Genomic DNA, 14,055 nt, shown 5'->3' on the forward strand with positions numbered 1-14,055 from the left:
GCCCCGGTTACCCGGGGCGCTGTTTTTAGTGGCTTGTGACGGTCAGAAGGAGAGTGGCAACGACAGGCGTTTGGCCAGCGCCTGGAAGTGCTGACTGATCTCGGCGCCAAACAGGGGATCCCCTATGGCCCGGTTATGCCAGATCTGCTCCAGGTGACGCCAATCATCCTCGGTCAGCGAATCACGCAGATGGGGGAAGATGACTCCCTCTTCATAGTTTATGTGCGCCTCTTGCAGCGCCACAAACTGCTCCAGCCTTGCCGTGAACTGATCCAGCGGGATGACGGCATCCATCAGTATCATCTCCACCATCTCCTTGAGCTCGGCACCGGCCTCCAGCAATCTGGCGTGCTCTTCCTGCAACCGGTTGGCAACCTCGCCTTCCACCACCCGGTATTTCAGGTAATAGTCGTAGATCATCTCCTCTTTCGGGTGGTGGTACTTGTCCGAGACCTCCCGTAAATAATCCACCACATCCCGAAGCAGGAAGTAGCTGACCGGCTGTTCATTGCGAATGACGGCGAGCTTGTGTTTGAGCAGCGCCAGCAACCTGGAGATGTTGAGATGATCCTTGTGCAGACTGGCTAGCATGGGCACTCCTTGCGCTGAAATGAGACGATCCTGCCTCCAGTATACGGTCATTTATCACGCTAACTTTGCACTCAATCAAGTCATCTGCAGACAAAGTGCCAAGTGACGCACAATGCTAGCCCCCTGCTCCTGCCATCCTGGTTCGATACCCGGCGACAGTCATGGCCCCTCTGTGTCCTCTATTCGCAGACCGAATGCCAGTTGATGGGGCTCATCCCCTGCTCGGTCAGCAGACGGTTGGTTTCGGAGAAATGGCCGCAACCGATGAAGCCGCGATGGGCGGAGAGCGGGCTGGGATGAGGGGCACTCAGCACGTGATGGCACTGCCGGTCGATGAAACGGCCTTTCTTCTGGGCATGCGCTCCCCACAGCAGGAAGACAACCCCCTGACAGCTGGCATTGATCTGCTCTATGACCCTGTCGGTGAAGGTTTCCCAGCCCAGATGGGCATGAGAGTGGGCCATGCCCGCCTGCACCGTCAGCACCGTATTGAGCAACAGCACGCCCTGCCGGGCCCAGGACTCCAGAAAACCGTGATTGGGTGTGACAAAACCTGGCAGATCCCGCTGCATCTCCTTGTAGATGTTGACCAGCGAGGGAGGCGTGCGCACGCCGGGCAGCACGGAGAAACAGAGGCCATGGGCCTGGTTCGGGCCGTGATAAGGATCCTGACCCAGGATCACTACCTTGACCCGATCCAGCTCGGTCAGCTTGAAGGCGTTGAACACCTCGGTCGCAGGCGGGTAGATCAGCTTGCCCGCTTCCCGCTCACTCCTGACGGTCGCCAGGGTCGCCTTGAAATAGTCCTGCTCTTTTTCAGAGCCAATCACATCTGTCCAGCTCGGCACCCCAGCCCCCTCCATCAATGCGGCAGGATCAGACCCCTGCGGTCCTTTCCCTTTCTCCTCTTTCTCCGAATCCAGTACATCTGTCCAAGTCTGCACCCCAGTATCCTCAATTAATGCGGCAAGGGGCTCAGGATAGGGGGGCAGACCGCAAGACGCAACCGCAGCGCCATCAGCTGAGCCCCATACCGCGGGTCGTGACGGACATGATGCCTCCTCATCGAGAGCGGCAGAAAATGCGGGACGCCGAACCGGCTCTCTATTCACCACGCGTGCCCGGGCGGGGACCGCGCCTTCCTCTGAGCCCCTCCTGGCGGAGTCGCTGCCTTTATGGAAGAGACGAGCACCGGGGTTGCCGGACGACGGACATCTGGCACAGAGCCACGACACTCTGCCGGTGAAACGGGCTGGGCCAGCACTGTCACAGGCTGAAATAGCCATAAGATGTAGTTAAATTACTAGATTTAATTAATAAAAGATGCATAATTTGGATATCTTATATAATCGTAAAAATGACCTATTTTTGATTAATCTCAATAATTTAAACCCAACACACAGGTGCAAGTTGCGCATTTTTTGATTTGGATCAATTTTCGTATTATTACCATCGTGATATATATGACCCAACAAAGTAAAGGTGTAAGGCAAGGGCCCTTTAAATCATCCCGGTGGTTTAAATACATCAGGGTAATCTCCTTACAGTTGAATCCGCTTTCCTATGAGGAGTCATACCATGATCAAGGGCATCCAAATCACCCAGTCCACCAACACCGCGCTGCTGAACTCTTTCTGGCTGCTGGACGAAGAGAAGCAACAGGCTCGTTGCATCTGCGCCAAAGGCGACACCTTCGCCGCCGATCAGGAAGTCAGTGTCTCTGACCTGGGTCAGTTCGAATACCGTGAACTGCCGGTTCAAGCCGAACCTGCCGTGGAAGGTGGTCAGCACCTGAACGTCAACGTGCTGCGCCGCGAAACCCTGGAAGACGCCATCGCCAATCCGGAGAAGTACCCGCAGCTGACCATACGTGTTTCTGGCTATGCCGTGCGCTTCAACGCACTGACCCCGGAGCAGCAGCGTGACGTGGTCACCCGTACCTTTACCCAGAGCCTGTGATTCGCTCCCGGTATCGACTAATGAAAAAACCTCCCGATGGGAGGTTTTTTCATACCTGCTCTCTGGCCAATCAGGCTGAGGTATCGAGGGGCTCAAAGCCCTTGATCAGATCGTCAATGGCTTTCATCTGCTTGAGGAAACCTTCCAGCTTCTCCAGTGGCAGGGCACTCGGGCCATCACAACGGGCCACTTTCGGATCCGGGTGTGACTCGATGAACAGACCGGCCAGGCCGACCGCCATGCCAGCACGGGCCAACTCGGTCACCTGATCCCGACGACCCCCCGAGGCAGCCCCCAGCGGATCGCGGCACTGTAACGAGTGGGTCACATCGAAGATCACCGGATAGCCGCCTGTGCTCTTCTTCATCACCCCCAGGCCCAGCATGTCCACCACCAGGTTGTCATAACCGAAGTTGGCGCCGCGCTCACAGAGAATAAGCTGGTCGTTGCCGCACTCCTCAAACTTGTCGGTGATGTTCTTCATCTGACTTGGGCTCAGGAACTGCGGTTTCTTGATGTTGATGACGTTGCCGGTGCGGGCCATGGCCTCCACCAGATCGGTCTGGCGCGCCAGGAAGGCGGGCAGCTGGATGACGTCAACCACTTCGGCCACCGGCTTGGCCTGATGAACCTCATGCAGATCCGAGATGACCGGCATACCGAAGGTTGCCTTGAGCTCCTGGAAGATCTTCATCCCCTCTTCCAGACCCGGGCCGCGGTAGGAGTGGATGGAGGAGCGATTGGCCTTGTCCCAGCTCGCCTTGAACACGAACGGGATACCCAACTTGCTGGTCACTTCCACGTACTTCTCGCACACCGCCATCGCCATGTCGCGGGATTCCAGCACGTTCATGCCACCGAACAGCACGAACGGTTTGTCGTTGGCTACATCGATGTCATTGATCTTGATATTCTTCTGTTCCATCTCCGGCATCCTTAAGTGAAAGGGCTTGAATCCAAATTAGTCCGTTGCACCTTGGGTACACCGACCTTGATACTCTTCTGTTGCAGCTCCCGGGCATCCTTGAGTGAAGGGGCCCGGGGCTTGAATCCCAGTGAGTCCGTTGCGCCTTGGGCACACCGGCCTTGATACTCTTCTGTTGCAGCTCCCGGGCATCCTTAATGGAGCGGCTTGGGGCTAAGATCCAGCGCGGCCAGTTGTACCTTGAGCACATCGGCCACCGGATCGTCCGGACATTGTTCAATAAAGTATTCAAAATCGTCGGCGGCGAAGCGTGGACAGTCGAGCTGCTCGTAGATGAAGCCCCGATCCCGCGTTTCCAGCGGATCGCCAGGCTTCATGCGCAGCAGCAGTTCGCTGCAGCGCAGCGCTTCTGTCATGCGATCTTCCCGCAGCAGGGCACCCTTGCTGACGTTGAGCAGCCGCTCGATGATCTCCCACTGGCCCGAGGGCTGCAGGTGTTCGGCGGTCAGGGTAGCCAGATTGCCGAGGGCGCCGCGCAGCAGCAGTTCGATGCGGTGCAGGCTCAGCTCGTCGCCGGTGAAGGGGTCTACATAGACCTCGCCTTCGCTGCCAGCGAAGCTCACCAGGAAGTGACCGGGGAAGCAGATCCCCTCCACATCCAGCCCGAGCTTGCGGCCCAGCTGTATGATGAGGATGCCGAGGCTGACCGGAATGCCCTGCTTGCGGGCGAGCACCTGAGCCAGATCGCAATTGGCAGCGGAGAAGTAATCCTGCCAGTCACCGTGAAAACCCATGCTCTGGTAGAAGCCCTGCAGCAGCTGACGGCGCACCTCGTCGCAATTGCCCTCAGCGATCGTCTCGTCCAGCCAGGCATCGAGGCGGGCCAGCTCGGCCTCGCCACGACCGCTGATACCATGGATCTCGTCGCTCACCGACAGCGCCAGCTCGGCAATATCGTGGGCTTCGAAATCGGTCCATTCGTCTACGCGTATCATCGTCATCACCCTTAACCGAACAGACTGGCCTGCTTGTATACGGCCAGTTTGGCGATAAAGAAGAGCCAACCGATGGCGCCGAGGAAGGCAAACCAGCGGATACCGTTATTGCGGGCCAGTCGCAGCGCCATCATGGCCAAAAATGCCACCACCAGGATGGCCGTCAGCTTCTCGCTGAGCCAGGGGGTGCCGTTGTTGAGCGGATTGAGATCCAGCACCATGCACAGCAGCACGCCGGAGAGCACCACCAGCCCATTCAACCAGCCGCTCAGTTGCAGGACCCGGCTGCTATAGGCACCACCCGTCCCCTTCTGAACCCAGTAAAAACGCAGCATAAACATCAGCACGGCCGAGGCGATCAGCACCAGATGCAGATGTTTGAGAACAACATACATAACATATCCTTGAACAGGGGCAGGCCGCGGGCCCGCCCGTCATCATCACCGAGCCAGGCGCCCCAGGGTCACCCGCTCGTTATCACCGTAATCGCGCACGGTTTCCACCTGGCTGTAGCCGCACTGCAGCAGGAGTTGACGCACTGCCTCACCCTGTTGCCAGCCATGCTCCAGCAAGAGCCAGCCGCCCGGGCAAAGATGGGCCGGCGCACCGGCCACTATCAGGCGGATATCTGCCAGCCCCTGCTCGTCCGCCACCAGAGCAGAGCGGGGTTCGAAACGCACATCCCCCTCAGCCAGATGGGGATCGGCACCGTCGATGTAGGGCGGGTTGGAGACTATCATCTCGAAGCGCGGCGCGCCCGAGAGTGGCTCAAACCAGCTGCCGCCCCGCACCTCGATGGGTAACCCCAGCGCGGCGCTGTTGGCGCGTGCCAAGGCGGCCGCCTCCGGCATGCGATCCACCGCCCATACATCGGCATCCGGCCGCTCTGACTTGAGCGCCAATGCAATGGCACCTGTGCCTGTACCCAGATCCAGCAAGGCACAAGGCGCCTGATGCGGCAAAGCGGGCCTTGGAGGCAACCGCGCCAGCGCCTGTTCCACCAGCACCTCGGTGTCGGGGCGCGGGATCAGGGTGGCCGGGCTCACCTTGAGCGGCAGTGACCAGAACTCCCGCTCCCCCACCAGGTGAGCAATGGGCTCGCCATTGAGACGACGGCTCAGCCAACCCTGCAGGGTCGCCTGCTGGGCGGCATCGAGGGTGCGCTCCGGCCAGGTCATCAGATAGCTGCGTCGGCAACCAAGCAGATGGCAGAGCAGCACATCGGCGTCGGCGCGGGGAGAGTCGCCCCCGGCCAGAGTTGCCATTATGTGGGCGCGGGCCTGCTGGATCTGCATCAGCGGCGCGCCAGCGCCGTGACGGCGATATCTGCACACACGGGCTGCATCAGCTGTTCTCGGCCAGGGAGGCGAGCTGATCGGCCTGATACTCCTGGATCATGGGGCTGATGATGCAGTCCAGATCCCCCTCCATGATCTCGCCGAGGCGATAGAGGGTGAGATTGATGCGGTGTTCAGAGAGGCGACCCTGCGGGTAGTTGTAGGTGCGGATACGCTCGGAGCGATCGCCGGAACCCACCAGGTTGCGACGGGTGCTCTGCTCGGCGGCGCGGTGGCGCTCATCCTCGGCCGCCTGCAGGCGGGCGGAGAGCACAGACATCGCCTTGGCGCGGTTCTTGTGCTGGGAGCGCTCATCCTGGCACTCCACCACCAGACCCGTCGGCAGGTGGGTGATGCGGATGGCGGAATCCGTCTTGTTGACGTGCTGGCCACCCGCCCCGGAGGCGCGGAAGGTATCTATCTTCAGGTCGTTCGCATTGATCTCGATCTGCTCGGCTTCCGGCACTTCCGGCAGCACGGCGACGGTACAGGCGGAGGTGTGTACCCGGCCCTGGGATTCGGTCTCGGGCACCCGCTGCACCCTGTGGCCGCCGGATTCAAACTTGAGACGGCCATAGACGTGCTCGCCGTCTACCTTGGCGATCACCTCCTTGTAGCCACCGTGCTCGCCGTCGTTGCAGCTGACGATGGAGATGCGCCAGCCCTGACGCTCGGCGTAGCGCGAATACATGCGAAACAGGTCTCCGGCAAAGATGGCCGCCTCGTCACCGCCGGCACCGGCCCGGATTTCGAGGTAGCAGTTGTTGTCATCCTTGGGATCCCGGGGCAGCAGCATCACCTGCAGCGCCTGCTCCTGCTCCTCCAGCGTGCTCTTGGCCAGCGGCAACTCCTCCTGCGCCATCTCGCGCAGGTCGGCATCATCCTCTTCCAGCATCAGCTTGGTGGCCTCCAGGTTCTCTTCGGCCTGGCGAAAGTGCTGGAAGGCGTGAACGATATCTTCCAGCTGGGCATATTCCCGGGTCAGGGCGCGGTAGCGATCCTGATCCGAGGCCACCCCTGGCTCGCCGAGCATGGCCTGTACTTCTTCGTGGCGCTCGATGAGGCCTTCCAGCTTTCTGATCAGTGACGGATTCATAAATCTTGTTTTCTCGATGGAGGAAGGGGCCGCCAGTCGGCCACCCCGAACAATTACTCTGGTGACAATCCCAGCACCTGACGCAGGCGGGAGAGCTGATGGTGATCCCCCTGGGCCGCCGCCTGGCGCAAGGCCTGGGTCGGTGCGTGGATCAACTTGTTGGTGAGGCGATGCGCCATGGCCTTGAGGGCCTGTTCGGCATTCTCACCCTGTTGCAGGGCCAGCAAGGCGCGCTGCAACTCCTCATCAGCCACCTGCTGGGCCTGATGACGATAATCGCGGATGAGATCCACCGAATGCTGACTGCGATACCAGCCCATGAACTCATCGCGCTCTTCCTGCACGATGAGCTCCGCCTCGGCGGCGGCCCGTTTGCGGGTTTCCAGGTTCTGCTCGATGATGCCCTGCAGGTCATCAACCGTGTAGAGGTAGGCATCGGAGAGCTCGTCCACCTCGGCCTCGATATCCCGTGGCACGGCGATATCCACCAGGAACATGGGTTTGAAGCGACGGGCCTTGAGGGCGCGTTCCACCATGCCCTTGCCGATGATGGGCAGCGGGCTGGCAGTCGAGCTGATGACGATGTCCGCCTCGTGCAGATAATCCGGGATCTCTTCCAGGGTCATCACCCTGGCACCGAACTCTTCGGCCAGCAGCTGGGCACGCTGCAGGGTGCGGTTCGCCACCATCATCTGGGTGACGTTTTGCTCGCGCAGATGACGGGCGACCAGTTCTATGGTTTCGCCAGCACCGACCAGCAGCACCTTGGTTTGGGAGAGATCAGAGAAGATGCGCCGACCCAGGCTGACGGCGGCAAAGGCCACCGACACGGCGCTGGCGCCTATCTCGGTGTCCGTGCGCACGCGCTTGGCCACGGAGAAGGATTTCTGAAACAGGCGTTCCAGCGACCCCTTCACCGCCTCGGACTGCTGGGCATGGGCATAGGATTGCTTGATCTGCCCCAGGATCTGCGGCTCGCCCAGCACCAGCGAATCCAGGCCGCAGGCTACCCGCATCAGGTGACGCACGGCCTCTTCGTCCCAGTGCAGGTAGATGGCTGACACCACGTCGGCAGCGTCCAGACCATGGAAACGTTGCAGCCAGTGCAGTACCTGCTCCCCCTGCCCCTGCGCCAGGCTGCAGTAAAGCTCGGTGCGGTTGCAGGTCGAGACGATCACCGCCTCGCTTACGCCGGGTTGGGTGACCAGCTCACGCAAGGCGCGATCGATGCAGTCCGGGCCGAACGCGACCCGCTCCCGCAAGGCGACACTGGCGGTGTTGTGGTTAATTCCGAGGGCAAGCAAACTCATGAGTGGGTGGTGATCGTATCTGTGCGCTGGGAGTAAAGGTCGTCAATTGTACGAGAAAGGGTAAGGCTTTAAAAGCAATACGGCCGCCCCGTATACTGTGGCAAATCCCCATATCTGGAGCATGACCTTGTTATTGCGTATTTTCACCTTCGCCTGCCTGCTGTCGCTGGCCGGTTGTGCCACCATCCAACCCCAGCGGGATCAGGTCAACTGGCAGCAAGAGCGGGCCCGTCTCGAGCAGCTCACCCACTGGCAACTGTCGGGCAAGATGGCCATCATCACGGCCCAGCAGAAAGGCAGCGCCCGGGTCAACTGGCGGCAGGATGGGGACGACTATCGCCTCAACCTGAGCAGCATAGTTGGCACCCACATACTGGAGCTCTCCCGCAGCAAGGGCGAGATCACCCTGATAGACAACGAGGGCAAGCGGCACCAGAGCCAGGATGCCGAGGCACTCGTCTATCAACTCACCGGCTGGAACATACCGGTGCAGGGGCTGCCGGAGTGGATCAAGGGACTGCCGGGCAAGGCCGAGTTCGAACTCAATCCCGACAGCAGCCTGGCCAGCGTGCGTGACGGCCAGTGGCAGATCGTCTACAGCGACTACCGGGATCAGGACGGCTACCGCCTGCCGCACCTGCTGACCATGGAGGGCCAGGGCAGCCGCCTCAAATTGCAGATCAACCAATGGACGCTCGTTCACTGATGGCTGCAACCGACAAGGAGGCGAACATGACAGCCACTCGCTGGCCAGCACCGGCCAAACTCAACCTCTTCCTGCACGTCAATGGCCGTCGTCCGGACGGTTATCACGAGCTGCAGACCCTGTTCATCTTTCTCAGTCACGGCGACTGGCTCGAATTCGAGCCACTGCCAGACACAGTGCAGCTCACCTTGAGCCCGGCCATTCCCGGCGTGCCCGATGAGCAGAACCTCATCATACGCGCCGCCCGCCTGCTGCAGGCGCGGTTGCCGAGCCCGCAGGGGGCCCATATCCGGCTGGAGAAGGTATTGCCCATGGGCGGCGGCATAGGCGGCGGCTCCTCGGACGCGGCCACGACCCTGGTTGCGCTCAATCACCTCTGGCAGGCCGGCTTGAGTGAAGATGAGCTGGCCGAGCTCGGGGTCCAGCTGGGTGCCGACGTGCCCGTGTTTGTTCGTGGCCGCGCCGCCTTTGCAGAAGGGGTGGGCGAGCGACTGCAACCGGTCGAATTGCCAAGCGTCTGGTATCTGGTGCTCAAGCCCGATTGCCACGTGGCCACTGCCGCCGTTTTTCAGGATCCGGACCTGCCCAGAGCGACGCCGAAAATGGCATTTCACAACCTGCTGGAAGGGGCGTGGAAAAACGATTGCGAATTGCTGGTGAAAAAGCGCCACCCCGAGGTTGCCAATGCGCTCGGCTGGTTGCTAGAATACGCGCCGTCAAGAATGACGGGCACAGGAGCCTGCGTCTTTGCTCAATTTGAAGACGAAGAGGCTGCTCGGGAAGTGTTGGCAAAAGTGCCGAAGGGATGGGATGGGTTTGTCGCCAAGGGCGAGAACATATCACCACTGTTCGTGACTTTGCAACAAATCAGTGATTGGGGTATCGCCAAGCGGTAAGGCAGCGGGTTTTGATCTCGCCATTCCTAGGTTCGAATCCTAGTACCCCAGCCATTATCCTGGTGATTGACACGGGTGTCTCGGTAAGCAGGCCGCAGATGATCTTGACAGAGCGCAATCTCGTCAAGCCAGTCTGCAACCATTATCGTCCCCCTTGTCACTCGCAAAGAGGTCATCGATCTCCTGGATGACGGCTTCCCGCAAACGCGGCAGCCATCCGGTTTGAAACATGCAACGAGATGCACCTAGCCTGAAAGCGGCCTATATTGGCCTGACCCGTCAACTTGATAAATCGTTTGCCCCAAAACGATACGGGTCTGAATCAGACTCCCCCACATACTGGATGCAACCCCGAGGTTTCAAACCGTGCCTGACATGAAGCTGTTTGCTGGTAACGCAACGCCGGAACTAGCCCAGAAGATCGCAGATCGCCTGTTTATCAAACTCGGCAATGCTGCCGTAGGTCGCTTTAGCGACGGCGAGATCAGCGTACAGATCAATGAGAATGTACGCGGTGGCGATATCTTCATCATTCAATCCACCTGTGCCCCGACCAACGACAATTTGATGGAATTGATCGTCATGGTGGATGCTCTGCGTCGTGCTTCAGCTGGCCGTATTACTGCCGTTATCCCCTACTTTGGTTATGCCCGTCAGGACCGCCGCGTCCGCTCCGCCCGTGTGCCCATCACCGCCAAGGTTGTCGCTGACTTCCTCTCCAGCGTGGGTGTGGACCGTGTGCTGACCGTTGACCTGCATGCCGAGCAGATCCAGGGCTTCTTCGACGTCCCGGTCGACAACGTGTTCGGCAGCCCTGTGCTGCTGGAAGACATGAAGTCCAAGAACCTCGAATCCCCTGTCGTTGTATCGCCGGACATCGGCGGCGTGGTGCGTGCCCGTGCCATCGCCAAGCTGCTGGACGATACCGACATCGCCATCATCGACAAGCGTCGTCCCCGCCCGAACGTCTCCCAGGTCATGCACCTGATCGGTGACGTGGCTGGCCGCGACTGCATCATAGTCGACGACATGATCGACACCGGCGGCACCCTGTGCAAGGCCGCAGAAGCCCTGAAAGAGCGCGGCGCCAAGCGTGTATTCGCCTACGCCACTCACCCGGTCTTCTCCGGTTCCGCCGTGGAGAACATCAAAAACTCGGTCATCGACGAGCTGATCATCACCGACTCCATCCCGCTCACCGCAGAGATGAAGGCGGTCGACAAGGTCAAACAGCTGACCCTGTCAACCGTATTGGCGGAAGCCATTCGTCGTATCAGCAACGAAGAGTCCATCTCTGCCATGTTTGAGCATTGATAGACACCGTTGTGACAAAAACCGCCAGCTGGCGGTTTTTGTCTTTCTAGTCCTGTCACACCCGGTATTGCCCTGCCCCACCGCAGGTTAAGGATTGATCCATGAATCACTTGCGCCCGCTGCTGCTTCTTGCCTTCTGCAGCTTCCTGTTCGCCTGTCAGCCCGGCAAAGAAAATCAGCCCTTCGTGCTGACCCTGGCACACATGAACGATACCCACTCCCAGTTTGACCCGGTCAACGCCGAGCTGAAGGGGCCCATCTTTGGCAAGCAGGAGGAACGCGACACTCTCTACACCCGCTTCGGCGGCTATCCGCGCCTGCTCACCATGGCAAAATCCTTTCAGGCCGAGGCGCTTGCCAAAAACCAGCCACTGTTGCTGTTGCACGGTGGCGATGCCTGGCAGGGCAGCGGCTACTTCAAGCTCAACGAGGGAATGGCCAATGCCGAGCTACTGAACCAGTTCGGCCTCGATGCCATGGCCCTGGGCAATCACGAATTCGATCTCGACAACCAGAAGCTCGCCCGCTTTATCAAGAGGGTCAACTTCCCGGTACTGGCGGCCAACCTCGACACCAAGGCCGACCCTGATCTGCACAACGCCACCAACCTCAAACCCTTCGTGGTCTATGCCTTCAAAGGCAACCGAAAGAGCCCGGTCACCGATCTCAACAACCTGCCCCAGGGCCAGCATCTGGTGGCCGTGATGGGACTGGTGCTGGAGGACATGGCCAATATCTCCCCCAACGTCGGCAAGCTGCGCTTTGGCAAGGAGGTCGCTTCGGCTCAGGCCACCGTTGACATGCTGCAAGCCAAGGGGATCCACCAGATCGTCGCCCTGACCCATATCGGCAACGAGCGGGATCTGGCGCTGGCGGCCGAGGTGAATGGCATAGATGCCATCGTCGGCGGCCACTCCCACAGCCTGCTCGGTGACTTCAGCAACATCGGCTGGGGCAAGACCGGCGAATACGCCCAGCTGGTCACCAATCCGGACGGCGTCGGCCTGACCTGCGTAGTACAAGCGGGCTCCTACGCCCAGGCCATCGGCCTGGCCCGGATCAGCTTCGACGGCCAGGGCCGGGTCATCGCCTGCAAGGGCCAGAACCAGCTGCTGGCCAGCCGTGACTTCTTCGCCGATCCGGCCCGCAAACAGGTGCTGGATAAGACGCGTGGCAAACAGGCTAGCAAGTTCATTGATGCCCGGCCCAACCTGGTGACAGTGGATGAAGACCCGCGCCTGCGCGGCATCATCGACAGCCACTACAAGCCGGCGCTGGAGCAGGCCTTCGGACCCGTCATCGCCACCCTGCCGGCGCCGCTGCAAAATGCCCGTCGCCCCGGCGACAACGGTAGCGACAGCCACGGATCCGACGTCGCCCCCCTGGTGGCCGAAGGCCAATACTACTGGGCCAACACCCCGGCGGTGCAAGCCCTGACCGGCGGACCGGTTCACTTCGCCCTGCTGGCGGTGGGGGGCGTGCGCGCCGATCTGCCCGCTGGCGAGTTGCGCGAGGGGGACGCGGCGCTCACCCTGCTGCCATTCAAAAATCAGCTATCCGTGCTGACCCTGACCGGCGCCGAGGTACGCGCCCTGCTGACAGAGACCATCACGGCCACCTTGCCTGCCAGTGCCCACGCCGGCAAGTTCCCCTACGGCGGTCATCTGCGCTACACCTTCACCGAAACGGTGCCGGGCAAGCGCGGCGAGCTGACCCAACTGCAATGGCAGACGGCTGCAGGGCAATGGCAGGATCTGGTCGACAACCAACGCTATCGGGTGGTGATGAATGCCTACAGTGCCGATGGCAACGACGGCTGGCAGGCACTCGCCCGCGCCCAGAGCCAGCAGGCCGAGCGACTGGATCTCGCCTGGGTGGATGGCAAACTGACCGGCTTCCCCATCGAGAAGGTGGAGCAAAGCGGCGATCAGCTAAGCGCCCGTTATGCACCGGGTCAGCAGCTCGACTGCAAGGCCAGCAGCGTTAACTGCGGCACGGACGCGGCCTCCTTCGTGCAATACGTGCGAGAGCAGCGGCCGACCCTGACCGCCCTGACGGAAGAGACGGTCACGCTGCTGCGGGCCGAGTAAGGCGCCACCCCAGCGAACATTGACCAACACGGGCCCCGACAAGGGGTCCGTTTTGCTGCCATTGGCAACCCCATCAGCGGTTATTCCCTCACGGTTGCCGAGCTTTGGTTGAGTGATCGCCAGTCGGCGGCTAGAATATTGCGTCCCATTGCCTTGGGCAGTCTGCCCATTGCAAGTAGCGAGTGAAGACATCAAGCGTGACAAGCCAAATCAAACTGATCGTGGGACTGGGCAATCCCGGCCCCGAATACGCCAAGACCCGCCACAATGCGGGCGCCTGGTATGTGGAGCAGCTGGCAGGCTGGCACAATGTCAGCCTGCGCGAAGAGCCCAAGTTCTTCGGCCACACAGCCCGCATTCAGGTGGAAGGTCAGGATGTGCGTCTGCTCATCCCGAACACCTACATGAATCTCTCCGGCAAGGCAGTGGCGGCGCTGGCCCGTTTCTACCAGATAGAACCGGAAGCCATGCTGGTGGCCCACGATGAACTGGACCTGCCCCCCGGCATCGCCAAGTTCAAGCAAGGTGGTGGCCACGGTGGTCACAATGGCCTGAAAGACATCATTGCCAAGATGGGCAATAACAATAACTTCTTCCGGCTGCGCCTTGGCATCGGCCATCCCGGTGCCAAGGAGCTGGTGGCCGGATTCGTCCTGACCAAGGCCCCAAGCAGTGAACAGAGCCTGATCGAGGCCGCATTGGATGAGTCCCTGCGCGCCACCGATATCCTGTTCAAGCAAGACATGACCAAGGCCATGAATCGCTTGCACAGCTTCAAGGCCGAAAAAGTATAGGGATGTTCGATCATGCGCCGGCTTCACTCGGGGGCGCGTTCA

14 protein-coding genes and 1 tRNA gene are annotated in these 14,055 nt (G+C 60.4%); 7 read left to right on the forward strand and 8 right to left on the reverse strand.

Annotation, left to right across the window (positions count from 1 at the left end; translation table 11 throughout):
- Positions 1-42 precede the first annotated feature (42 nt).
- Both WJM78_RS15215 and ung read right to left on the reverse strand, forming a co-directional pair.
- Entirely contained in the window at positions 43-591 is a 549-nt protein-coding gene (locus tag WJM78_RS15215) for a hemerythrin domain-containing protein (RefSeq protein WP_212512940.1), read from the reverse strand.
- A gap of 179 nt (positions 592-770) precedes the next feature.
- A complete protein-coding gene (ung, locus tag WJM78_RS15220; protein ID WP_212513087.1) occupies positions 771-1,439 on the reverse strand; it encodes a uracil-DNA glycosylase in 669 nt (222 codons plus the stop codon).
- Positions 1,440-2,169: 730 nt separating this feature from the next.
- Here ung and grcA point away from each other — a divergent pair.
- Entirely contained in the window at positions 2,170-2,550 is a 381-nt protein-coding gene (gene grcA, locus WJM78_RS15225) for an autonomous glycyl radical cofactor GrcA (protein ID WP_108536237.1), read from the forward strand.
- Between the two features lie 70 nt (positions 2,551-2,620).
- Here grcA and kdsA read toward each other — a convergent pair whose 3' ends face one another.
- The 6 genes from kdsA to hemA form a co-directional block, all read right to left on the reverse strand.
- A complete protein-coding gene (gene kdsA / locus WJM78_RS15230; protein ID WP_042037513.1) occupies positions 2,621-3,475 on the reverse strand; it encodes a 3-deoxy-8-phosphooctulonate synthase in 855 nt (284 codons plus the stop codon).
- Positions 3,476-3,669: 194 nt separating this feature from the next.
- A complete protein-coding gene (locus WJM78_RS15235) occupies positions 3,670-4,470 on the reverse strand; it encodes a SirB1 family protein (RefSeq protein ID WP_042037514.1) in 801 nt (266 codons plus the stop codon).
- Positions 4,471-4,481: 11 nt separating this feature from the next.
- On the reverse strand, positions 4,482-4,865 hold the full coding sequence (locus tag WJM78_RS15240; RefSeq protein WP_042037515.1) for a SirB2 family protein: 384 nt from the start codon (positions 4,863-4,865) through the stop codon (positions 4,482-4,484).
- A gap of 45 nt (positions 4,866-4,910) precedes the next feature.
- Positions 4,911-5,765 (reverse strand): peptide chain release factor N(5)-glutamine methyltransferase, encoded by an 855-nt coding sequence (gene prmC, locus WJM78_RS15245; protein WP_287147064.1) that lies wholly within the window; start codon positions 5,763-5,765, stop codon positions 4,911-4,913.
- 49 nt (positions 5,766-5,814) lie between these two features.
- Positions 5,815-6,903 carry a peptide chain release factor 1 gene (gene prfA, locus WJM78_RS15250; protein ID WP_042037517.1) on the reverse strand — a complete coding sequence of 363 codons (1,089 nt, stop codon included), beginning with the start codon at positions 6,901-6,903 and terminating at the stop codon, positions 5,815-5,817.
- A gap of 53 nt (positions 6,904-6,956) precedes the next feature.
- On the reverse strand, positions 6,957-8,213 hold the full coding sequence (gene hemA, locus WJM78_RS15255; protein WP_339010247.1) for a glutamyl-tRNA reductase: 1,257 nt from the start codon (positions 8,211-8,213) through the stop codon (positions 6,957-6,959).
- A gap of 121 nt (positions 8,214-8,334) precedes the next feature.
- On the opposite strand from hemA, the gene lolB reads away from it, so the two are divergent.
- From lolB to pth, 6 genes are all read left to right on the forward strand, one after another.
- Positions 8,335-8,919 carry a lipoprotein insertase outer membrane protein LolB gene (lolB, locus tag WJM78_RS15260; RefSeq protein WP_339010249.1) on the forward strand — a complete coding sequence of 195 codons (585 nt, stop codon included), beginning with the start codon at positions 8,335-8,337 and terminating at the stop codon, positions 8,917-8,919.
- Positions 8,920-8,945: 26 nt separating this feature from the next.
- Positions 8,946-9,815 carry a 4-(cytidine 5'-diphospho)-2-C-methyl-D-erythritol kinase gene (gene ispE / locus WJM78_RS15265; RefSeq protein WP_339010251.1) on the forward strand — a complete coding sequence of 290 codons (870 nt, stop codon included), beginning with the start codon at positions 8,946-8,948 and terminating at the stop codon, positions 9,813-9,815.
- Positions 9,795-9,869: transfer RNA gene (locus WJM78_RS15270), tRNA-Gln, on the forward strand. Before ispE ends, WJM78_RS15270 begins: the two co-directional genes overlap by 21 nt.
- Positions 9,870-10,181: 312 nt before the next feature.
- Positions 10,182-11,129, forward strand: a complete 948-nt coding sequence (locus WJM78_RS15275; protein ID WP_005317019.1) for a ribose-phosphate pyrophosphokinase — start codon at positions 10,182-10,184, stop codon at positions 11,127-11,129.
- 101 nt (positions 11,130-11,230) lie between these two features.
- Positions 11,231-13,219, forward strand: coding sequence for a bifunctional metallophosphatase/5'-nucleotidase (locus tag WJM78_RS15280; RefSeq protein WP_339010253.1), 1,989 nt, complete (start codon positions 11,231-11,233; stop codon positions 13,217-13,219).
- A gap of 197 nt (positions 13,220-13,416) precedes the next feature.
- Positions 13,417-14,013, forward strand: a complete 597-nt coding sequence (gene pth, locus WJM78_RS15285) for an aminoacyl-tRNA hydrolase (protein ID WP_042037523.1) — start codon at positions 13,417-13,419, stop codon at positions 14,011-14,013.
- Positions 14,014-14,055 lie beyond the last annotated feature (42 nt).

Source organism: Aeromonas popoffii, assembly GCF_037818705.1.
GTDB lineage: Bacteria > Pseudomonadota > Gammaproteobacteria > Enterobacterales > Aeromonadaceae > Aeromonas > Aeromonas popoffii.